The sequence below is a fragment of the Eubacterium sp. AB3007 genome (assembly GCF_000688015.1).
Lineage (GTDB): Bacteria > Bacillota > Clostridia > Peptostreptococcales > Anaerovoracaceae > Aminicella.
On sequence record NZ_JIAD01000001.1, the window covers coordinates 1,853,354 to 1,875,990 of the forward strand.

The following is a 22,637-nucleotide window of genomic DNA, read 5'->3' on the forward strand; positions in this document are numbered from 1 at the left end:
AGGGAGGTGTTTTGATGAGCATAGATAAAACCCTGCGAGAAGCGGGAATATTGCTGCCGATTTTTTCGCTGCCGTCAGCGTACGGGATCGGTGGTTTTTCTCAGGAAGCCTATGAGTTTGTGGACTGGTTGGCGGAGGCGGGGCAGCGCTATTGGCAGCTGCTGCCGATGGGCCCTGTCGGTGATGGGTATTCTCCTTACCAGCCACACTCCTGTTTTGCCGGGGAGGCTTTGTATATCGATCCTATGACGCTGCTGCGACGAGGGCTGATCACCAGGGAGGAACTGGTTGAGGCGCAGGTGCCGGATGAGTCAGCCAGAGTGAACTACGAGGCACTGAAGGTGGCCCGGGAGAAACTGCTGCGGCAGGCGTACTCCAGGTTCGTTCCGGGGGACATGTTCGGGGAGTTTTGCCGGCGTAACCAGAGCTGGCTGGATGATTACGCGGTGTTCGAGGCTTTGTGCAGGAAGTTCGGGACGGCGCACTGGGATCAGTGGCCCACCGCTGCGAGGTTCAAGATCCGCTGGAAGATGAAGGAATACAGACAGGAACTGGCGGGAGAGATCGGGTTCTGGAAGTGGACCCAGTATGAGTTTTATCGCCAGTGGGCCAAGCTGAAGCGCTACGCCAACCTGAAGGGTGTGCGGATCATCGGGGATCTGCCGATCTACGCGGCGCTGGAGAGTGCGGACTGCTGGGCGCATCCGGAACTGTTCCAGCTGGGGGGCGATGGCCTGCCGAAGAAGGTGGCGGGGGCACCGCCGGATGCGTTTTGTCCGGATGGACAGGTGTGGGGAAACCCGCTCTATGATTGGGATGTGTTGAAGAGGCATGGCTACCGTTGGTGGATCGATCGCATCCGTCACAACCTGCGCGTGTATGATGTGGTGCGTCTGGATCACATGCGCGGGTTCTCCTCCTATTTCGCTATCCCGGCGGAGGACGCGGCAGCGGAGAAGGCCACGGCGGAAAACGGCGAGTGGATGCCGGGGCCGGGGATGCGGCTGTTTGATGCCGTGCGTGCGTCGCTGGGGGATTGTTCTCTGATCGCGGAGGATCTGGGGATCCTGACGCCGGATGTGATCGAAATGGTGAAGGCCTCTGGGCTCCCGGAGATGAAGGTGCTCCAGTTCGCGTTCGATGGGGATCCGCAGAATGTACACCTGCCGGTCAATTATTCGGAGAATGCGGTGGTCTATACCGGCACCCATGACAATGACACCACTGCGGGATGGTACGCGGGCCTTCCTGAAGAGACGCAGAAGATGGTCTCTCTCTATATTCGCACGCACCACGGTGTACGTAACAGTGAGCACGCGCCGGTGTTTGGCGCAGGGGCGGCCTGCGAGCATCTGGTGGAGGCGGCCCAGCAGAGCAAGGCAGCTGTCTGCGTGATCCCTGTTCAGGATTATCTGCGGCTTGGGTCAGAGCACCGGATCAACATCCCGGGTACATCGGAAGGAAACTGGGGTTGGCGGCTGACGCCGGGCAGTTGTACCGAGGAACTGGCGCAACATGTGCGTGATGTGACGGTGCGGAACGGACGCGGAGGAAAGAGGTAGTTGCGAGGATCGAGGTCGTTGTGCGGATCGAGGATGTTGCGCGGATCGAGGATGTTGCGCGGATCCGAGGATGTTGCGCGGATCCAGCGCCAATCAGTGCACCCGCCTGTGTGCCCGCTGTCATGCTCAGTAAGGGTGATATCAGGGGCGGCGGGCTGGTGATAGGGTGATTGTTGAATAGATATAGTGGAGTTCCATGCAAAACGGGGGATGGGCGATCTGCATGGAACTTTTTGCGTCCGGAGTTCCATGCAAATCGGGATATGGGCGATCTGCATGGAACTTTTTGCGTCCGGAGTTCCATGCAAAACGGGGAATGGGCGATCTGCATGGAACTTTTTGCGTCCGGAGTTCCATGCAAAACGGGGGAATGGCCGATCTGCATGGAACTTTCCGCGTCCGGAGTTCCATGCAAAACGGGATATGGGCGATCTGCATGGAATTTTTTGCGTCCGGAGTTCCATGCAAAACGGGGGAATGGCCGATCTGCATGGAACTTTTTGCGTCCGGAGTTCCATGCAAAACGGGGGTAAGGGCGAACTGCATGGAACTTTTTGCGTCCGGAGTTCCATGCAAAACGGGAAATGGGCGATCTGCATGGAATTTTCCACATCCGGAGTTCCATGCAAAACGGGGAATGGCTGATCTGCATGGAATGTAAATGGGAAAATAAAAATGTACAAAAAAGGGAAAATAAAAATGTACAGTTTTAGCTGAGATGGTAGTCTGAATCCATGGAGGGTAGATTCATGGATAACAGACTGCTGACTCAACTGGAGATATTGAAATTGAGCGGAGAGAAACCGAATTTCTCAAAGCTCGGAAGAGAATATGGGATCGATCGCAGGACGGTAAAAAGGTATTATGACGGCTATGCCGGGAAACCTGCGACAAGAGATAAGCCAAGCAAACTTGATCCGTACGAAGCTGTCATTCGCCAGAAGATGGCGATACGCGGAGCAACAATAAAAGCAGTGTATGAGTTTCTGTATTGCAAGTATGGTGAATCGATAGGCACATATTCAAACTTCCGTAAATATGTGGTAAGCCGCGGGATAACACCCAAGAAGAAAGTACGCGGTCATCCACGCTATGAAACAGCCCCCGGCCTACAGGCACAGGTGGACTGGAAAGAAGATCTTCAAATAACAAATTGCCTGGGTGAAGTATTCACAATACAGGTATTTGACTACAAGCTCGGCTATTCTAGATACTGCCGTTTCGTTTACAAGAGAACAAGAACTCAACAGGAAGTGTTCGACAGCCTCATACAATGCTTCATGGCAACAGGCGGGGTTCCGAGGGAGATCTTATTCGACAATATGAGAACGATCGTCGACATCACTGAAGACGGACGAAGGATCAACGCTAAAGCGAAGCAGTTTGCGAAAGACTTTGGATTCAAGATCAAACTTGCAAAGCCGAGGCACAGCTATACCAAGGGAAAGGTCGAGACCATAAACAAGTTCATGGAATGGCTTCGGGTCTACGAAGGTGAATTTGAGACCGAAGATGACCTGACCCGGATAATGCTTAGCATAAATGATCGGGTAAATACCGAAGTGTGTCAGGCAACGAATATGCCGCCATATCTCCTGTTCCAGAAGGAAAAGGACATGCTGCAGCCGCTGCCATCGCCATATGTGATCGACTCATACCGAGAGTACGACAGAAGAACCAAGGTGCAGAAGGATTCGCTCATCGTATTCAGGAAGAGCAGATATTCCGTGCCGCCTGAATACATTGGCAAGACTGTGCATCTCAAAGCTTTCGGTGATGATCTGAAGATCTATTTCGAGAACAGATGCATCGCACAGCACAAAATCTCAGACAAGCGGATCAACTATGACCGGACACATTATCTGGAGCTTTTGCGGCCTTTGGTCAGGAGCGACGATCTGGAATCATTTGCCGAACAGAATCTGAGGCAGTTTGACAGTTTCCTGTAGACAGGAGGAAACATGGCAAGCTACGCAAAACTGGTTAACGGGCTCGAAGAATTGAATCTACCCAAAATTCAGGAGAACCTGGGAACATATACTGAAATGGTGAATCAGGGAGATATGAGTTTCACTCAGGCGCTTGAAGAACTCGTCTCCATAGAGTGCAGTTACAAGAAAGAGAGGCTCAACCACGCAAATATACACAAGGCGAACTTCCCATTCCTCAAAACTCTGGACGACTTCGACTTCACTTTCCAGCCGGGACTGAATAAGGCCGAGATACAGGAGTTTGCCAATCTGGGGTTTGTGGAGCGGATGGAGAACATCGTGTTTGTGGGCTCTAGCGGAGTTGGTAAGACACACCTTGCTACATCAGTAGGCATCGAATGTGCAAAGGCGCGATATTCAACGTACTTCATCACATTCGAGAATCTGATCCTGCAGCTCAAGAAAGCGCTAAATGAAAACCGGCTCGAACAACGCTTGAAGTTCTATGCCGGTTACAGGGTGCTCATCATAGACGAACTTGGATATATGCCGATCGATAATGATGCGTCCAACCTTTTCTTCCAGCTCATTGCGAGAAGATACGAAAGGAACAGCACGATCGTCACCACAAATATGGCATTCTCAAAGTGGACTGAGGTATTTGGATCAGCAACACTGGCCAACGCGGTGCTCGACAGGCTGCTTCACCACTCATCCGTTATATCCATCAAAGGGCCGTCTTACAGGCTGAAGGACAAGCGCGCATTCCTTGATAGCCAGCCTGAAAAAAGCTGAAAATTGTACAAAATTATTTTCCACTTTTTGTACAAAATTAAATTGACATTTACATGGAACTTTTTGCGTCCGGAGTTCCATGCAAAACGGGGGTAAGGGTGAACTGCATGGAACTTTTTGTGTCTGGAGTTCCATGCAAAACGGGGAATGGGCGATCTGCATGGAACTTTTTGCGTCCGGAGTTCCATGCAAAACGGGGAATGGGCGATCTGCATGGAACTTTTTGCGTCCGGAGTTCCATGCAAAACGGGATATGGGCGATCTGCATGGAATTTTCCACGTCCGGAGTTCCATGCAAATCGGGATATGGGCGATCTGCATGGAACTTTTTGCGTCCGGAGTTCCATGCAAAACGGGGGAATGGGCGATCTGCATGGAACTTTTTGCGTCCGGAGTTCCATGCAAAACGGGGAATGGGCGATCTGCATGGAATTTTCCGCGTCCGGAGTTCCATGCAAAACGGGGAATGGCTGATCTGCATGGAACTTTCCGCGTCCGGAGTTCCATGCAAAACGGGGAATGGCTGATCTGCATGGAATTTTCCACGTCCGGAGTTCCATGCAAAACGGGGGTAAGGGCGATCTGCATGGAACCAATCACTTGACTGGGTTTCATCTGATGATGTAACGTCTGGGATAAAGGCTTTGTTTGCGAAATAGCAGATAGGCGGCGACGGATCGCGCTGTTGGGAGTGTGGACTCTATCGATATACGGACAGACATGAATGGAGTGTCACCACCTGCGCAGCATCCGGTACGCCAGCACCGATACCACCCCGCCCAGCACCACCAGGGCGAAAACCAGGATGGATTCGTGGAGGAAGAACTGGTCCGGCAGGGCGCGGATGACAGGGTCGGTGTGCTCGTCAAAGATCCAGTAGTCGTTATCGAAGAACAACTGGTGGAAGGTGACGAAAACGCGGTCCCACGCCAGTGCACAAAGCCCGCCCAGCCCTGCGGGCAGGGCGATGGCGATTACGCCGCCGGTCAGTAGGAAGCGGTAGGGGTCTGTGGCCGCATTCAAAGAGAGGAGGGCGCCTTTCGCTTCCACGCCGCCATTCCCCTGAGTCGTGGCGCCTCCCGCATTGCAGGGGCGCACTCCCCGTATCTCCTGACGGGCCAGCCACAGTCCCGCAACAGTCAGCAGTCCGAACACGGGAATGCCGACCTGGAAAGCCAGAAAGATCCGCCGAACCTCGGCGAAGTGGGCAGCGCCGGAGCGAGACATGACAAGATCCGGGAAGGTCAGTTCCCGGGAGCCCCACAGGGTGTTGTAATCAATGAGAGTGCGGTAGTTGTCCATCAGTTGCGCCGGGGTCAGGCCACAGGCAGCGGATAGACCGGACCAGCCGATCTCCGCTTGATACAGCGGGGTGAACAGCAAGGTGGTGGTCACCGCAAGAGAGATAATGAACAGGGCCAGTGAAAGTCCAAAAAGCAGGCAGCGGAGCCAAGTCCGCTGCCTGTTTGCTTGTGTCGTCATCATCAGACTCGCTGCAGGAGCGCTGTGCCTGCTTTGTTGATCTGGTCGAATCGGGCGGTAACTTCTGCGGCGTCTTTGCCCTTGGCCATCACGTAGAGCTTGATCTTTGGCTCGGTGCCGGAGGGTCGGACGATGGCAGAGCAGCCTTCGGCCAGGTCATAGAACAGAACGTTGCTGGCGGGAAGGCCTGTGGATGTTACGCTGCCGTCGGCAAGAGTGGTGATGTCGCCGGTCTGGTAATCCCGGACGCGGACCACCGGCAGGCCGATTTCGACCGGGGTGTTGTTCCGCAGGTCATCCATCATGCCGCGCATCTTTTCGGCGCCGTCCACGCCGTCGAAGACCACGGACTTGACGCCTTCCTTGTAGTGGCCGTACTTCTGGTACAGGGCCTGCATGGCCTCATAGAGGTTCATGCCCTTCAGGTGGTACATACAGCCCATCTCGGCGATCAGCATGGAAGCTACCACGGCGTCTTTGTCTCTGGCGTAGGTGCCGGCAAGATAGCCGTTGCTTTCTTCAAAACCGAACAGATAGGTGTAGTCACCGCTGGCTTCGAATTCCTTGATCTTCTCACCGATGAACTTGAAGCCGGTGAGGGTCTCAAAGATAGTGATATCGTTGGCTGCGCAGATGGCGTTGGCCATGGTGGTGGAGACGATGCTCTTGACAGCTGCGCTGTTTGCGGCCAGGGTGCCGGTCTCCCGGCGGGCGGTGATCAGGTAGTCCAGCAGGAGTACGCCGATCTGGTTGCCGGTGAGGGTCTCGTAGGTATCTCCGTTTCTGACCACGATGCCGGCACGATCGCCGTCCGGATCCGTTCCGATGATCAGATCCACGCCCTGGGCTTTTGCCATCTCGATAGCAATGGCGAACCCTTCCACGTTCTCCGGGTTAGGCGATTTCACGGTGGGGAAGTTTCCGTCGATGATCATCTGCTCCTCTACGGTGGCTACGTGCTTCATGCCGAGACGTTTCAGCACCTCGGGGACCAGCTTGTAGCCTGTGCCGTGGAAGGGGGTGTAGATGATGTGGAAGTCGTCCGCGGCCTTTTCTACGTAGGTCTTGCCCACGGACTGCTCCAGCACGTGGCCCAGGTATTTCTCATCGATCTCCGCGCCGATCATGGTGATCAGGCCCGCGTCCTTGGCTTCCTGGAAGTCCATGCGCTTCACATCCTCGAATATGTCGTTCTCTGCCATGGATGCGGAGACCTGGTCCGCGTGCTCCGGTGGAAGCTGCGCGCCGTCCGACCAGTAGACTTTGTAGCCGTTGTATTCCTTGGTGTTGTGGCTGGCGGTGATGTTGATGCCGGCGATGGAGCCAGTCTCCCGCAGTGCGAACGACAGCTCCGGCGTGGGGCGCAACGCATCGAACAGGTTGACGTGGATGCCGTTCGCGGCCAGCACGCAGGCGGCTTCCTGGGCGAACAGGGGACTGTTGTTCCGGGAGTCGTAGGCGATGGTAACACCGCCGCCGATCTCTTCGCCGCAGCCATTGATCAGGTCAGCCAGGCCCTGGGTGGCGTAGCGAACGGTGTACACGTTCATCCCGTTCAGTCCGGCCCGCATGATCCCCCGCAGGCCCGCCGTGCCAAAGTTCAGCATGCCGGAGAAGCGCAGACGGATCTCTTCCTTGTCTTCCGCGATCGTCTGCAGCTCGGCTTTGGTGGCGCCGTCCACGACAGGGCTGTTCAGCCATTTCTCATAATCGATCATGTAGTCCATTTCTATCTCCTCACTATCGTTATCTGTTATCTTTTCCAAAATCATAATCTCGCCGGGGAAGACGATGAGATTTCCTCGGGTCTGATGTCCGGACAGAAGATCTCGCCAGGTGCCGAACAACTTCAGGTCTTCCGCCGTCTCTCCGCAGTTGACCGCCGTGATCAGCCGCTGCTCGAACGTATTGCCATTCTCCGTCAGCGTGTCGTACCGTTCGAACGCATACAGGCCGTTCCTGCAGGCAGCGGTGCGGAACCGGCCCGTGACATAGGCGCCGTGGCTGCGGCGGATGGCGATGATCTCCCTGTACCAGTCCTGGATTTCTTTCTTTTCCTCGCCCCAGGGGTAGCACCGGCGGTTGAAGGGATCGTGGTGGCCTTCCATGCCAGCCTCATCGCCATAGTACACGCAAGGCACGCCGGGCAGGGTCATCTGAATGGCTACAGCGCACTTCAGCAGCGCGATCCCGTGTGTCCATTCCTCCGGGCTGAGCTTGTCAGCGGCCTCCAGTTCCCGGGGGGTCCCTGCCGGATACTGGCGTCCCGCCAACTGGGTGATAATCCGGGGCGTGTCGTGGGTGCCCAGGATGTTCATCAGGCAGTGGTACACCTCGGGTGGATAGTTCTCGATCACCTGCTGCACCACGTCGCTGAGGATCTGCGCCTGGCCGGTCTGCACAAAGCCTATGATCCCGTTCATGAAAAGGTAGTTCATGACGGAGTCCAGCTTGTTGCCCTCCAGGTAGTTCTTCCGTTCCTCATAGGCGACCTTGTTGGACGCGTCCTCCCAGACCTCGCCCAGCACCAGGGAATCGGACTTCTCCGCCTTGGCTGCCGCGGCGATCTTCTCCAGGAAGGCCACGGGATATTCATCCACCACATCCAGCCGCCAGCCGGAGGCGCCGGCCCGCAGCCATTTCCGGATGACGCCGTTCTCCCCGGTGATGTACTCGGTGTAGCTGGGACTCGACGTGTTGATCCGGGGCAGGGTATCGATCCCCCACCAGCTCTTGTAGGTGAGGTCCCCTGTCCACTCGTACCAGTCCCGGTAAGGGGAGTCTGGATTGCCCCAGGCGCCCTTGGTGTCGTAGTGTCCGTTTTTGTTGAAATAGATGGAATCCGAGCCGGTGTGGGCGAACACACCGTCGCAGATGACCCGGATGCCGCGCGCGGCCGCTTCAGCACAAAGCTTTCGGAAGTCCGCCTCCGTCCCGAACATGGGGTCAATGCTCATGTAGTCCCCGGTGTCGTACTTGTGGTTGGAGTAGGCCTCAAAGATCGGGCTCAGGTACAGGCAGGTCACACCTAGTTCTTCCAGGTAGGGAAGCTTGCTGGTGATCCCCTGCAGGTTACCACCAAAGAAATCGTTGTTCAGGACCCGGCCTTCTACCGGCTGCCAGGCGGGCGTGCCGCCCCAGTCGCCACGGCAGACTTTGTCCGGGAGGTGGACCTGCTCGCCCACCGCGCAGAACCGGTCCACGAACACGTGATAGAACACACCGCCGTACAACCAGACAGGCATGTCGTATTCCCGGTGGTAGACCGTTAGTTGCCACTGCCCCTGCGCGGTCTCGTCCAGGGTGGGATTACCCTCCGCATCCCTGTGGATTCGCTGGGTGCCCTCCTCTGTGGTGATCTCAAAAAAGTACCAGTAAAGTCCTGTGTCGTACACAGGGAAGGTGATCTCGTAGGGAGTGTATTTTCCATGCGAGCAGGGGACCCTTGTCATCTCATAGATGGCGGGGATCTGGTGGCGATCGTAGAGGATCACCGTCCGCATGCTCTGGATTCCGGCGAGATCGTGTGCGTAAACACGCAGGTGCAGTACCTGTCCGGACTGCACCGCGCCATATGGTTTCTTGAATCTTTCTTCGGTAGAATCGAATACGATGATTGCTTCTTTCAAAATGCTCTCCTGGATCTAGATCACGGATTTGCGTTTTACATAGAATGGATGCGTAAGATAGCCGGAGAGGTTCCGACCGTCATTGATCACGCAGTTCTTGTCCAAAACGCAGTAGTTCAGCTTCGCGTTCTCTCCTACAATGGCGTCCTGCATCACCACGCTGTTCTCCACGACGGCACCTTTCTTGATGCGAACGCCGCGAAAGATGATGGAATTGCGGACGGTACCCTCGATGACTACACCGTCAGCAATCAGGGAATTGTTGGCAGTGGCCTGTCCGCTGTAGCGGGTGGGGGCGCTGTCCTTTACGTGGGTGATGATGGGCGCGTTCTCTCTTTGGAAGAGAGCTTTTCTGGTATCGCGTTCCAGAAGTTTCAGGCTGCTCTGCAGGTACCCCGGGATGTCATCCAGGTACAGCAGCGTCTCCTCGGTCTCGTATGCCTTGACTTTCAGGCCTTTGTCGATGGCGGCCTTGATCACGTCCCGGCGGAAACTGTGCATGTGCTGCTTGAGGGTTTTCTCCAGCATGTCGATCAGGTACATTCTGGACATGATGTAAACGTTGGGGGCCCAGTAATCACCGTTCTCGATCTCCGGAGAGATGACCACCTGTAGGATGTTGTTGTCCTCGTCGACTTTGTAGGAGGTCATCTCCTCGCCGGCGGTGGTGTTCAGGATCTTCCGGGTACAAAGCCCTGTGATGTCTGCCTTGCTCTCGATGTGGTAGTCCAGCATCTTACGGAAGTCGATGTTGGCCACATAGTCGGAACCGCTGATCAGCACATAGTCGCTCTGAAGCTGCTCCAGGTACACCAGATTGCACTGCATGGCTTCCAGTCGGTTGTCGTAGACGGAGCCTACGTGCTCTGAGCAGAAGGGGGGCAGGAACATCAGCTTGTAGTTCTTGCGGTTATAGTCCCACGGGCCACCCTCGCCCACGTGTCTCATCAGGCTGTAGTAGTTCTGGGTGGTGATGATCCCGATGTCCTTGACGCCTGCATTCATCATGTTGGAAAGGGTAAAGTCGATGACTCTGTATCTGGCTCCGAACGGAACGGCGGCATGGGATCTGGTATCTGTGATCCCCTCGACTTCCAGTCCATAGGAATCGGCAAAGATCAATCCTGCGATATTATCATTCATTATTCTCGCCTCCTTCTCTCTTAACGATCTTCTGTGACGATTTCGCCCTGGTTCACCCGGGCTCCCTCGTGGATGGTGACGCCTTTTCCAACAACGGTCAAGGGGCCATTGTCTTTGCTGCCGCCTATCACGGCGCCTGCCTGGATCTCCACATCGCTGTCGATGATGGCGTATTCCACCTTGGCGCCCTTGCGGATCACGCAGTCACTCATAATGATGCTGTCCTTGATCTCCGCGCCTTCCTCTACGATGATGTTGTTGAAGATGACGGAGTGTTCCATTCTGCCGTCGATCTCGTTGCCATCGCCGCAGATGCACATGTGAATGTCCGCGTGTTCTCCCACATACTGAGGCTGGTTGTAGGAGTGGCTGTAGTAGATCTTCCAGCCGGGGTCGTTGAGCCAGAGTTCAGGCACATCGCCCAGGGCATCCATGTTGGCTGCCCAGAAAGAGTCCAGGGTACCTACGTCTCTCCAGTAGCCGCCGAAGAGGTAGGTGTAGATCTTCCGTCCATCCCGCAACATGGCGGGGATGATGTTCTTTCCAAAATCGTTGTCGGAGTTCGGGTCCGCCTCGTCCTCCTCCAGATACTTCACCAGCGCATCCGTGCTGAAGACGTAGACGCCCATAGAGGCAAGCGTGCTCTTGGGATGTTCCGGTTTCTCCTGGAATTCCGTGACGCGGCCCGTCTCGTCGGTGGCCATGATGCCGAACCGGGAGGCCTCTTCCATAGGCACGTCGATGACGGCCAGTGTGCAGTCCGCTCCGTTCTTGATGTGATCGTTGATCATCAGGGAGTAGTCCATCTTGTAGATGTGGTCACCGGAAAGGATGAGGATGTAATCCGGATCATAGCGCTTGATGAATTTCAGGTTCTGGTAGATGGCGTTGGCGGTTCCCTTGAACCAGTCCGCGCCCTTCTCGGCCTGGTACGGCGGCAGCGTGTGGAGGCCGCCGAAGTTGATGTTCAGTCCCCAGGGCCGTCCGGTCTCCAGATAGTCGTTCAGCTCCAGCGGCTGGTACTGGGTCAGTACACCGACGGTGTCGATGCCGGAGTTGACGCTGTTGGAGATAGCGAAATCAATGATCCGGTAGCGGGCGCCAAAGGGGACCGCGGGTTTTGCGATGTGGCTCGTCAGTGGGGCCAGGCGGCTTCCCTGTCCGCCAGCAAGCAGCATCGCGACGCATTTTTTCTTGGTACTCATGGTTGGTTACCTCCTCTCAAGTATCATCCCAGAGAGCTTGGGAAGTGGGACGGTGATGTGTTGATCAAATCCGTTGCAGCTGCCTGGCTGGACTTTGTAGATCTTGCCTTGCCGTGCGTGTTCGTCGTTCCTTCCGTTACTTTCTGTATCGATCGTGCATATGTAGTAGGATGCGTTCGGCACCCCGATATCGTAGTTCTCGTAGTCCTTGCCGGACAGGTTCAGTGCGGTCAGGGCGATGTCCTGCAGATCGGACGTGTCGACCTCCTCCGCGTCATCCACCGGCACCGGCATCCGGGTGTCGGAACGGTAGTAGAAGTAGGTGTTGTCATCTGCGTTGTCCGGGTCGATCCAGTGGAACCCGAAATAGTCGTCGTCGCTGCGCCACAGGGCCGGCGTCTTCCGGTAGTAGTGATTCAGCTTTCGCACAAAGTCCATCAGATCCCGGTGCTGGTCGTACTCCAGCAACATCCAGTCGATCTCCTGGTTCTCGTTCCACTCGTTGAACTGCCCGAACTCATAGCCCATGAATCCAAGCTTCTTCCCCGGGTGGGTCATCATGAAGGTCAGGAAGGCCCGTACACCCCGGAACTTATCCTCGTATTCGCCGGGCATCTTGCTCAGCAGGGAGCACTTGCCGTGGACCACCTCGTCATGGGAGATGGGCAGGATGAAGTTCTCACTGTAGGCATAGGTCATGGCGAAAGTGAGCTTGTGGTGGACACCTCGCCGGAACAACATGTCCGTCCGAAAGTACTCCAACACATCGTTCATCCACCCCATGTTCCACTTGAAACTGAAGCCGAGGCCGTTCAGGGAAGGGGTCGAGGTGACTCCCGGCCAGGCGGTGGATTCCTCCGCCACCATGACCACTCCCGGAAAGTTGTGGAGCACGTCCTGGTTCGCCTGTTGCAGGAAGGCGATGGCTTCCTTGTTTTCCACGCCGCCGTCCTCGTTGGGGGTCCATTCTCCATCTGGTCTGTCGTAGTTCAGGTAGAGCATGGCCGCTACGGCGTCCACCCGCAGGCCATCCGTATGGTACTGCTGGCAGTAGAAGAACGCGTTGGATATCAGGAAACTGAGCACCTCCGGTCTTCCAAAGTCGAAGGCATAGGTGCCCCAGCCCTTGTGTTCCCGCTTGTTGGGGTCATCGTACTCGTAAAGAGGATGGCCATCGAACATGGACAGCCCGTAGTCGTCCTTGGGGAAGTGGGCGGGGACCCAGTCCAGGATCACGCCCAAACCTGCCTTGTGGGCGGAATCCACCAGGTAGCAGAGATCCTCTGGCTTGCCATACCTGGCGGTGGGGCTGTAGTAGCCGGTGATCTGATAGCCCCAGGAACCATCGTAGGGATGCTCCATCACCGGTAATAGCTCGATATGGGTGTACCCCATGTCCTTCACATAGGGGATCAGGATGTCCGCCAGCTCTCGATAGGAGTAGTAGCCTCCGTCGGGACGACGTTTCCAGGAACCCACATGGACCTCGTAGATGTTCATGGGGGATTCGCGGGGATCAAGGGCCTCACGCTGGTGGAGCCATTCTGCGTCATCCCAGATATAGTGAGCCTCCAGGTCGTACAGTATGGAAGCGCGCATACAGCCGGAGGCAGGGTCTCCCTGCTCGGAGAAGAAGGCGTAGGGGTCTGCTTTCCAGACCACATGGCCGTCCCCTGAAGTTACAACGAACTTGTATTTCTGTCCTTCCTGCGCGTTATCGGCAATGGCCTCCCAGATGCTGTCATCCTCCTCCAGACGGTGCATGGGAAGGCGCGCGGGATCCCAGTCGTTGAAATCCCCGGCCACAGAAATGGAAACGGCGCGCGGTGCCCAGACCCGGAACACATACCCGCCCTCGGTGGGAGCACGCCTGTGTGCTCCGAAGTACTCAAAGGCCCGGTAATCCTTACCCTGATGGAAGAGATACCGGTGTTCTGCAGTGCTGTCTTGTCTCATTCTCGTTACCACTTTCGTCTTACAATACTTAATATGTATTCTTTGTATATATAATACAGGAAAAATGGCTGAATATCAATAAGAATTCCGAAAAGTCAGAATTGGAAAACGACCGCTTTCACGCGGCAACAAAACATTGTACAATTTCCGCCGAATGTAGTATAATAAAGATTCAAAGCAGGTTTCAGAAGGCCTGCTCAGGTCAGACAATATGGCCGAAACGGCGTGTCATTTCGCCGGGCCTTAAGAATAGGAGAGTGAATAGAAATGGAGAAAGAGAAAATGACAGAGGCAGTGAGCACAGAAGAAAGGACCGAGAAGAAACCGGCCAGCAGGAAAACAACGGCCAGGAAGACCACCACTGCCAGGAAGACAACAGCCAAGAAGACCACTGCCAGAAAGACAACGGCCAAGAAGACCGCGAAGGCAGAGGTTTCTGAAGAGGCAGCCGCCAAGCCTGCTGCCAAGAAGACAACGACCAGGAAAACAACAGCCAAGAAAACAACGGACAAGAAGACAACGGCCAAGAAGACAACGGCCAAGAAGTCATCGACCAAGAAAACGACCACCAAGACCGCAGAGAAGAAACCAGCCAGGAAGAAGGAACCGGCCCTGAAGGTCCTGTTCGTCTCCCCGGAGGTCACCCCCTTTGCCAACAGCGGCGGACTGGGGGAGGTGGCAAGCTCCCTGCCCAAGGCTTTGTGCCGGAAGGGTGTAGACTGCCGCGTGATCATGCCGCTCTACGGACAGATCGGTGAGGAATATCGCAGAAACATGAAATACCTGGGATACACCTACGTGAATGTCAAGTGGAGATCTCAGTACATGGGCCTGTTCCTGCTGGAGCAGGACGGCGTCAAGTATTACTTTGTGGATAACGAGTACTATTTCAAGAGACCGGGCGGTCTGTATGGGTACTTTGACGATGGAGAGCGGTTCGCCTTCTTCTCCAGGGCGGTGTTCGATGCGCTGGAGCTCATGGAGTTTGATCCGCAGATCATCCACGCCAACGACTGGCAGAGCGCGCTGGTGCCGGTGTACCAGAACTCGCTGGTCCGCCGGAATTTCGTGAAGACCGTGTTCACCATCCACAACGTCCAGTACCAGGGGGCCATGAGCGGAGAGGCATACGACACCATTCTGGACCTGCCTGTTGAGGAGCGCCACGTGGTGGCGTTTGGGGATCATGTGAACCTGATGAAGGGGGCTGTGGAAGTGGCCAATGCGGTCACCACCGTGAGCCCGTCCTACGCGGAGGAGCTGAAGTATCCTGCCAACGCTTTTGGGCTTGACGATGTGATCAGAAGCAACAGCTACAAGCTTCGCGGTATCATCAACGGCATCGATATGGATGTGTACGACCCCTCTGTGGATTCCATGATCGAGGCCAACTACAGCGCAGAGGATCCGGCGGGCAAGGCGGCCTGCAAGGCGGCGCTGCAGAGAGAGGTAGGCCTTCCGGAAAGAGACGTCCCTCTGATCACCATGGTGACCAGACTGGTTGCGCCGAAGGGGCTGGATCTGGTGAGGGAGACCATGGACGGTATCCTGGCCAACAACGACGTGCAGTTCATCCTGCTGGGAACCGGCGATATGGAATACGAGGATTACTTCCGCGGCCTGGAGTGGCGTCACCCGGACAAGATGCGTGCGTTGATCACCTTCAACGGAGCGCTTTCCCACAGATTGTACGCGGGCGGAAACATCCTTCTGGTGCCCTCCCGCAGTGAACCCTGCGGCCTGACCCAGATGATCGGATGCCGTTACGCGGACGTTCCTCTGGTCAGAAGGACCGGAGGCCTGGGCGATACCATCGACGATTGTACTCTGGGAGATGGCAACGGGTTCGTGTTCGACCAGTTCACGCCGGATGCGTTCTATCAGGCGGTGATGAACGCCATCGGACGCTTCTGGGAGAGAGAGAACTGGGCCAAGCTGGAGAAGTTCGACATGGAGCAGAACTTCGGCTGGGAGTATTCCGCCGACCGCTACATCGAACTGTACAAGGAACTGGAAGAATAATATAGAGGAGTATTTATAATGAAGAAACAGAAGATCGGCGACCTGACAGCCAATGAGATCAGAGATGTTGACCGCAAGGAACTGAAGGTCAAGCTGGAATCCTATCTGGCCAACGTCATGCATACCACCTTCGAACGCGCGACAGCGGAGGAACTCTACAAGGGCCTCGCTACCGTGGTGAACGGACAACTGGCGGATCAGCGCATGGAGTTCAATCGGAAGAGGATCCACAACCACCGGCGGAAGGACACCAGCAAGAAGATCTACTACATCTGCATGGAGTTTCTGCTGGGGCAATCCCTGAAGAACCACCTGTACAACCTGGGCGAGACGGAGATGGTAGAGGAGATCCTGCAGGAGCGGGACATGACGCTGGAGCAGATCTACGACTGCGAACCGGATGCTGGTCTGGGCAACGGCGGCCTGGGAAGACTGGCAGCCTGTTTCATGGATGCGCTGACCGCAGACGGATATGATGCCACCGGCTATTCCCTGTGCTATGAGTACGGCCTGTTCAAGCAGATGATCGCGGACGGCTGGCAGATGGAGGTGCCGGACAACTGGCTCCCCGGCGGCCGTGTGTGGCTGAACGCCAGAGAGGACGATTCCTTCAAGGTCAAGTTCTACGGGGATTACCACGAGTACTGGGAGGATGGCCGGATGAAATACAACCTGGAGCATGTCCAGGAGGTAGAGGCGATCCCCTACGATATGTTCATCTCCGGCGCGGACAGCAAGGCGGTGAACAAGCTGCGCCTGTGGCTGGCCAAGGACTGGGATGGGTTCGATATGGCCTCCTTCAACAGCGGTGACTTCACCAAGGCGGCCCAGCGGACCAACTCCGCGGAGATGATCACCAAGGTGCTCTACCCGGCAGACAACATCGAGGAAGGGAAGGAACTGCGCCTGAAGCAGCAGTACCTGATGGTGTCTGCTTCCTGCCAGAACATCGTCCGGGATCAGTATGCCATCTATGGTACCTTGGATAATTTTGAGAAAAATACTGTCATCCACATCAACGACACCCACCCGGCGCTGTGTGTGCCGGAGCTGATGCGTATCTTCATGGATGACTACGGATACAGCTGGGACGACGCCTGGAAGAAGGTCGTCGGGACCATCTCCTACACCAACCACACGGTCCTGGCAGAAGCCCTGGAGAAGTGGAACGAGGGACTGGTGCAGTCCATGCTCCCCCGAATCTACTCCATCATCCAGGAGATCGACCGACGTTTCAAGGAAGAGATGAACACCAGGGTCTTCCCCGGCGACTGGGGCAAGATCAACTACATGGCGCCCCTGGGAGAGCAGAAGGTACACATGGCCAACCTGGCCGTCATCGGCTCCCACCACATCAACGGCGTGTCCGCCCTGCACTCGGATATCCTGAAGGAAGACCTGTTCCACGACTTCTATCTGTGGGTGCCGGAGAGGTTCACCAACGTGACCAACGGCATCGCCTATCGCAGATGGCTTTGTCAGAGCAACCCGGCCCTGGCCTCGCTGCTGGATGAGACCATCGGCAGCAGCTATCGCCACAAGTACGAGAAGCTCCGTGACTTTGCGGAATTCAAGGACGACGCCAGCGTCCAGGCTGAGGTGGAGAAGATCAAGCGCGAGAACAAAGTCCGCCTGGGCAAGCTGATCAAAGAAAGAAACGGCATCGACGTGGACCCGGACTCCCTGTTCGTCGTCCAGGCCAAGAGAATGCATGAGTACAAGCGGCAGCTGCTGAACGCGCTGCGCATCATCTCCCGCTACCAGATGCTCCGGAACGATCCGACCATCGACATGCGGCCGGAGACCTATATCTTTGGGGCCAAGGCGGCGCCCAGCTACTACCTGGCCAAGCACTTCATTCAGCTGATCGTCAAGTTGGGACAGGAGATCAACAACGATCCCGTCATCTCCCAGAAGCTGAAGGTGGTCTTCCTGGAGAACTACAGCGTCTCCGTGGCGGAGAAGTTGATGCCGGCTACCGAGGTCTCCGAGCAGATCTCTCTGGCAGGCAAGGAAGCCAGCGGCACCGGCAACATGAAGATGATGATCAACGGCGCGGTGACCATGGGTACCCTGGACGGCGCCAACGTGGAGATCCGGGAGGCCGTGGGCGACGAGAATATCTTCATCTTCGGCCAGAAGGCCCACGAGGTGGAGCAGAATCTGCGGGAGGGCTACCGTGCCCGGGATTACTACGAGCAGAACGATCTGCTCCGGGACGCGGTGGATGCCCTGGAGTACGGGTTCGCCGGAGAGAGCTTCAGCAACATCAAGAGTTACCTGCTGGATCCCTCCTACAGCATCGCCGATCCGTACATGTGCCTGAAGGATTTCGACGACTACTGCAAGGTCCATCAGGAACTGCAGGATGCCTACGAGGATCGCGCCCGCTGGAACAGCATGTCCATCGTGAACATCGCCGAAGCGGCCCGGTTCGCGGCGGATCGCTCCATCGACGACTACGCCAAGTGGATCTGGCACACAAAGCCGATCGTGTAGCGCTTTCCGGACAGAGGCTGCACTCATAGAAACAGACGACCAGCAGGCGGTCAACAGGCAGTCAGCGATGATCAACGGAGGCTGGTTGGCTGCGGATGGTTGCCCGGATTGCAAATGAGGCACTTTTTGTCTCCAAGATCTCCGACGGAGGGCCTTTGGATACGGTTTTTCTCAAATAGCCGGTTTTCGGTATCCCGATTCACGATCATGGAGCCATTGGTAACAGGATCGCTGAAAATGACCTCTTGGGATACAGAAAACCGGCTATTTTGATAATCTGGTATCCCGGGAGGTCATTGTAAAGTGAAGTGGGAACAGTATCAGCGGAATATGGGTTTAGGGAAACGGAGCGGGAGATGGGGTGCTGAGCGGGAGATGGGGTGCTGCAGGGGCTGCCTCAAAACAGGTGGCGCGCCTCCCATTTCAGACTGTCGACAAAGTCATTCCGCCTGGGGATGCGGTCTGGGGTCGATAGAAAACAGCGGCATTTCCTTCATTCTGAAGGAGTGTCCCATTCTGAAGGAATGCAAAAAAATATTTCCTTCCAAACTCCTCATCGCACAATTCTGAAGGAATTCTTTTCCTTGAAAAGCCCCGGAACTCATGTATTTACTCGAATTCTGGAGGCTCAATCGCGGCACAAAGCCCTGTGAACTCCAAAATCGCAGGCTGGATTCCTTGGAGCGATCCGGGACAGAGCCTTCCAAGGAAAAAGGTGCATCCATTTGATCAAGGCCCTCCCAATCAGGCGGTTCTTTCTCCGGTATTCTCGCCTAAACGTAAGTATTGCGTTAGTAAGGATTGTTTACAATCGAGAAAATATGGAGTACCTACGGCATCGTCCGGGAAGATGGTGCGGTTGCAAACACCTGCTGCTATACCAACTTCGGCGAGACCGAGGCGGTTGCCAAAGAGGCCAAATGAAACGATGCTGTTCCCATCCTGTGGCCGCGGGAGGGGGATCTTTGTTCTGAGTTTTCAGCGAATTCGCAAATTAAGGTTGCATTTCCACCCTGTCTTTACTATAATATAAACAAAGTTTTCACGTAATTTTATGTCTGGAGGTAAGTTATGAGAAAGAAAGTACTTGTCGTACTGTTCGCCTTCGTAGTGCTCGTAGCTATGTCATTCACTGGCTGCGGTGGAGGCGGATCATCAGAAGAGAGTTCTGGTGGCGGAGAGGGTGGCACCATCCGTCTGTGCAACAATAAGGTCGAGGTTGACAAGCAGTATAAGGAACTGGCAGCTGCTTATAAGGAAGCTACCGGCGTGACCGTCGAGGTGGAGTCCATCGGAGGCGGCCAGGACATCCAGTCCACGCTGAAGGGCTACAAGCAGGCGAACAACATGCCGGATATCTTCTGCATCGAGGGAGATAAGGACTATCCGACATGGGAGGGTCTGCTGGCTGACCTGTCTGATCAGGAGTGGGTCAAGGATACCGACACCGCTTACAGCGTAGACGGCAAGGTATATGGTTTCCCGACCACCACAGAGGCCATCGGTCTGGCATACAACAAGAGCATCCTGGACAAGTGCGGTGTGGATCCTGAGTCCATCACCAGCCCGGCTGCCATGGAAGATGCTTTCAAGAAGATCGACGCCAAGAAGGACGAGCTGGGACTCAGCGGCGTAATCGGTTACTGCGCAGAGGCTGCACAGCTGAACTGGTCCACCGGTTCCCACCTGTTCGCTACCTACATCGACTCTGGTCTGAAGAGAGACGATACTACCTACATCGATCTGCTGAACGACGGCGGAAAGGTCAAGGATCCGAGATTCAACGACTGGTGCAAGATGGTCGGACTGTTCAACAAGTATTCTGATCCTGATCTGCTGGTTTCCGGAACCTATGATCAGCAGGTGAAGAACTTCGCAGCTGGCAAGTATGCATTCGTCACCCAGGGTTCCTGGATCGGAACTTCCCTGGTCAACGACTACAAGGCTGACTACGAGAAGGCTGGAAACTTCGAGGTAGGTATGGTTCCGTATGCATTCGAGGACGGACAGGAGACCATCCTGACCAACGGCCCGGGATACTGGGTACTGTACGGTGAGGGTGCGAACATCGACGCAGCCAAGGACTTCCTGAACTGGTGTGCTACCGATGATAACGCTCAGAAGATCCTGGTTGAGGATTGCGGTTATGTTCCTCAGTTCAAGTCCAGCAAGCACGAGTCCAACGACCCGTTTGCTGCTACCATCGCTAAGTATCAGGCTGCTGATAAGACCTCGGCTTGGCACTGGACCGGCATGAAAGCCGACCTCTGCACCAAGACCGGTGTTGTCTTCCAGGATTTCGCGAAAGGCAAATACAAGAACGCAGATGATTTCGAAGCTGCCATGAAGGAAGCAATCGAAGCTTACTATGCAAAAGGCTGAGAATAACGTCTGACGAACTCCGGCGGGCAGAGGTGTGGAACTTTTGCCCGCCTGTTTTTACTAATTTTCTACCAAGAGAAAGGATATATTACACATGAGTACAACATCCTCTGGAAGCAAGACGACATCGTATGCCTTGCTGGCCATCGGAGTCGTATTGATGGGAGCTGCTCTCGTGATGGACTTTATGGGTAGTCAGTTCGGCCTCCGAGGCACCATGCTCATCGTAGGTGCGCTGTGTGTGCTGGCCGGCCTGTACTTCTATCCTTCCGTAGAACATCACAGATCAATCATCAATATCATCTTCCTGTTCCCCCTGTTGTTTACCTTCCTGGTAACGGTGATCATCCCGCTGATCCTCGGTATCGGCTACTCCTTTACCGACTGGGATGGTATCCGCATCAACAACGTTGTGGGGCTTGCAAACTACACCACAATGTTCAAGGATCCGGCGTTCATCTGGTCCATCGTGCTGACCTTCCTGTTCGTCGTATTCAATATGGTACTGGTCAATGTGATCGGTTTCCTGCTGGCACTGCTTTGTTCTTCCAAGCTGAAGGGCGTTGGGTTCTTCAGAGCGGCGTACTTCCTGCCGAACCTCATCGGCGGAATCGTACTGGGCTACATCTGGCAGTTCGTCTTCAGTAACGTACTGATCAAGCTTACTGCGGCTTTGTTCGACATGAACTATTCTGTCCTGGCAGAGACCAAGTGGGCATTCCTGGCTATTATCGTCGTTTATATCTGGCAGTACGCAGGCTACATCATGCTGATCTACATCAATGGTCTGAACATGGTGCCGAAGGAGGTACTGGAGGCAGCCGCCATCGACGGCGCCAACGTGATCACCACCCTGTTCAAGATCAAGATCCCTATGATCGCAGCGACCATCACCATCTGTACATTCCTGACACTGACATCGGCGTTCAAACAGTTCGATGTCAACCTGGCATTGACCAATGGTGCCGGTTCCCTGACCTTCATGGGACAGGGCCTGACCAACGGTACCCAGATGCTTGCCCTGAACATTTATAACACAGCCATCAGAGAGAACAACTACGCCCTCGGTCAGGCTGAGGCGGTCCTGTTCTTCATCATCCTGGCAGCCGTGTCCATCGTTCAGGTCAGCATATCCAACAAGAAGGAGGTGGAGATGTAATGCAGATGCAGAAGAAATCCGTCGTCGGCGTTACGATCGTCGCGATCATACTTGCAATCTACACGCTGTTTCCATTTTTCCTGGTAGTGATCAACTCCTGCAAGACTTCCAGCGACATCGTGGAAGCGCCTGTAGGGTTCACAGGAATGTCGTTTTCGCAGCTCATGACCAACGTCAGCAACGTTGCGAACAACTCAAACTTTAACTTCTGGTATGCGTTTGGAAGCTCCGTGATCATCACCGCGATCTCGCTGGTGCTGCTGGCACTCTTCGGCGGCATGGCAGCGTGGGTCATCTGCAGAAACAAGACCAAGTGGTCCACTGTGATCTACATGACCTTCATCGCATCCATGATCATCCCGTTCCAGGTCGTCATGCTGTCACTGATTTCAACATTCCGTGACGTAGGCGTATTCACCGGTATCCCTATGCTGCAGAGCATCCCGGGCATCATCTTCGCCTATCTGGGATTCGGCGGCGCCATGACCGTGTTCATTCTCACCGGTTTCATCAAGGGCATCCCCTACGAACTGGAGGAGGCGGCAGCCATCGATGGATGTTCCCCGGAGGGAACCTTCTTCCGGATCATCTTCCCGCTGCTGAAGCCGGTCATCGTCACAGTATCCATCCTGAACGGAATGTGGATATGGAACGACTTCCTTCTGCCGTCCCTGCTGCTGGGAATGAACGGCAAGGTCAAGACACTGCCGGTTGCGGTGCAGGCCTTTGTCGGTTCCTACGTGAAGCAATGGGATATGATCCTGACCGCAGGACTCCTTGCGATCCTGCCTATGGTCATCCTGTTCCTGTTCGCACAGAAGCAGATCATCAACGGTATGGTAGAAGGCGCGATCAAGTAGAACCGTTATTGT

The 22,637-nt window shown here is 55.3% G+C and carries 13 protein-coding genes; 8 read left to right on the plus strand and 5 right to left on the minus strand.

Annotated elements, in window-relative coordinates; all coding sequences use genetic code 11:
- The first annotated feature begins 14 nt into the window (after positions 1–14).
- The 3 genes from malQ (at position 15) to istB (ending at position 4,288) form a co-directional block, all read left to right on the plus strand.
- Positions 15–1,562, plus strand: coding sequence for a 4-alpha-glucanotransferase (gene malQ, locus P156_RS0108810; RefSeq protein ID WP_051600873.1), 1,548 nt, complete (start codon positions 15–17; stop codon positions 1,560–1,562).
- A 749-nt stretch (positions 1,563–2,311) separates the two neighbouring features.
- Entirely contained in the window at positions 2,312–3,511 is a 1,200-nt protein-coding gene (istA, locus tag P156_RS0108815) for an IS21 family transposase (RefSeq protein WP_027869409.1), read from the plus strand.
- A gap of 12 nt (positions 3,512–3,523) precedes the next feature.
- The gene (gene istB, locus P156_RS0108820) at positions 3,524–4,288 is read left to right on the plus strand and encodes an IS21-like element helper ATPase IstB (protein WP_027869408.1); all 765 of its coding nucleotides are present in this window, start codon (positions 3,524–3,526) and stop codon (positions 4,286–4,288) included.
- Positions 4,289–5,020: 732 nt separating this feature from the next.
- On the opposite strand, the gene P156_RS0108830 is transcribed toward istB, so the two are convergent.
- From P156_RS0108830 to glgB, 5 genes are read right to left on the minus strand one after another with little or no spacing between them, the layout of a single operon-like run.
- Positions 5,021–5,773 (minus strand): DUF1461 domain-containing protein, encoded by a 753-nt coding sequence (locus P156_RS0108830; protein WP_027869797.1) that lies wholly within the window; start codon positions 5,771–5,773, stop codon positions 5,021–5,023.
- On the minus strand, positions 5,773–9,399 hold the full coding sequence (locus tag P156_RS13170; RefSeq protein ID WP_081818531.1) for an alpha-amylase family glycosyl hydrolase: 3,627 nt from the start codon (positions 9,397–9,399) through the stop codon (positions 5,773–5,775). The genes P156_RS0108830 and P156_RS13170 overlap by 1 nt, the downstream gene beginning before the upstream one ends.
- Positions 9,400–9,414: 15 nt before the next feature.
- On the minus strand, positions 9,415–10,542 hold the full coding sequence (gene glgD / locus P156_RS0108840; protein ID WP_027869799.1) for a glucose-1-phosphate adenylyltransferase subunit GlgD: 1,128 nt from the start codon (positions 10,540–10,542) through the stop codon (positions 9,415–9,417).
- Positions 10,543–10,562: 20 nt separating this feature from the next.
- On the minus strand, positions 10,563–11,747 hold the full coding sequence (locus P156_RS0108845) for a glucose-1-phosphate adenylyltransferase (RefSeq protein ID WP_027869800.1): 1,185 nt from the start codon (positions 11,745–11,747) through the stop codon (positions 10,563–10,565).
- Between the two features lie 6 nt (positions 11,748–11,753).
- Positions 11,754–13,703 carry a 1,4-alpha-glucan branching protein GlgB gene (gene glgB / locus P156_RS12260; RefSeq protein ID WP_034802470.1) on the minus strand — a complete coding sequence of 650 codons (1,950 nt, stop codon included), beginning with the start codon at positions 13,701–13,703 and terminating at the stop codon, positions 11,754–11,756.
- Between the two features lie 267 nt (positions 13,704–13,970).
- On the opposite strand from glgB, the gene P156_RS0108855 reads away from it, so the two are divergent.
- The 5 genes from P156_RS0108855 (at position 13,971) to P156_RS0108880 (ending at position 22,625) form a co-directional block, all read left to right on the plus strand.
- A complete protein-coding gene (locus tag P156_RS0108855) occupies positions 13,971–15,725 on the plus strand; it encodes a glycogen synthase (RefSeq protein WP_185752190.1) in 1,755 nt (584 codons plus the stop codon).
- 18 nt (positions 15,726–15,743) lie between these two features.
- A complete protein-coding gene (locus tag P156_RS0108860; protein WP_051600874.1) occupies positions 15,744–18,224 on the plus strand; it encodes a glycogen/starch/alpha-glucan phosphorylase in 2,481 nt (826 codons plus the stop codon).
- Positions 18,225–19,295: 1,071 nt separating this feature from the next.
- On the plus strand, positions 19,296–20,606 hold the full coding sequence (locus P156_RS0108870) for an ABC transporter substrate-binding protein (RefSeq protein ID WP_027869804.1): 1,311 nt from the start codon (positions 19,296–19,298) through the stop codon (positions 20,604–20,606).
- 94 nt (positions 20,607–20,700) lie between these two features.
- On the plus strand, positions 20,701–21,765 hold the full coding sequence (locus P156_RS0108875; protein ID WP_027869805.1) for a carbohydrate ABC transporter permease: 1,065 nt from the start codon (positions 20,701–20,703) through the stop codon (positions 21,763–21,765).
- On the plus strand, positions 21,765–22,625 hold the full coding sequence (locus P156_RS0108880) for a carbohydrate ABC transporter permease (protein WP_027869806.1): 861 nt from the start codon (positions 21,765–21,767) through the stop codon (positions 22,623–22,625). The genes P156_RS0108875 and P156_RS0108880 overlap by 1 nt, the downstream gene beginning before the upstream one ends.
- Positions 22,626–22,637 lie beyond the last annotated feature (12 nt).

Coding starts and splice junctions, on each gene's coding strand:
- glgB (WP_034802470.1), bottom strand. CDS start 13,703: ATGAGACAAGACAGCACTGCAGAACACCGGTATCTCTTCCATCAGGGT.
- P156_RS0108880 (WP_027869806.1), top strand. CDS start 21,765: ATGCAGATGCAGAAGAAATCCGTCGTCGGCGTTACGATCGTCGCGATC.
- glgD (WP_027869799.1), bottom strand. CDS start 10,542: ATGAATGATAATATCGCAGGATTGATCTTTGCCGATTCCTATGGACTG.
- P156_RS0108830 (WP_027869797.1), bottom strand. CDS start 5,773: ATGATGACGACACAAGCAAACAGGCAGCGGACTTGGCTCCGCTGCCTG.
- istB (WP_027869408.1), top strand. CDS start 3,524: ATGGCAAGCTACGCAAAACTGGTTAACGGGCTCGAAGAATTGAATCTA.
- istA (WP_027869409.1), top strand. CDS start 2,312: ATGGATAACAGACTGCTGACTCAACTGGAGATATTGAAATTGAGCGGA.
- malQ (WP_051600873.1), top strand. CDS start 15: ATGAGCATAGATAAAACCCTGCGAGAAGCGGGAATATTGCTGCCGATT.
- P156_RS0108870 (WP_027869804.1), top strand. CDS start 19,296: ATGAGAAAGAAAGTACTTGTCGTACTGTTCGCCTTCGTAGTGCTCGTA.
- P156_RS0108855 (WP_185752190.1), top strand. CDS start 13,971: ATGGAGAAAGAGAAAATGACAGAGGCAGTGAGCACAGAAGAAAGGACC.
- P156_RS0108860 (WP_051600874.1), top strand. CDS start 15,744: ATGAAGAAACAGAAGATCGGCGACCTGACAGCCAATGAGATCAGAGAT.
- P156_RS0108845 (WP_027869800.1), bottom strand. CDS start 11,747: ATGAGTACCAAGAAAAAATGCGTCGCGATGCTGCTTGCTGGCGGACAG.
- P156_RS0108875 (WP_027869805.1), top strand. CDS start 20,701: ATGAGTACAACATCCTCTGGAAGCAAGACGACATCGTATGCCTTGCTG.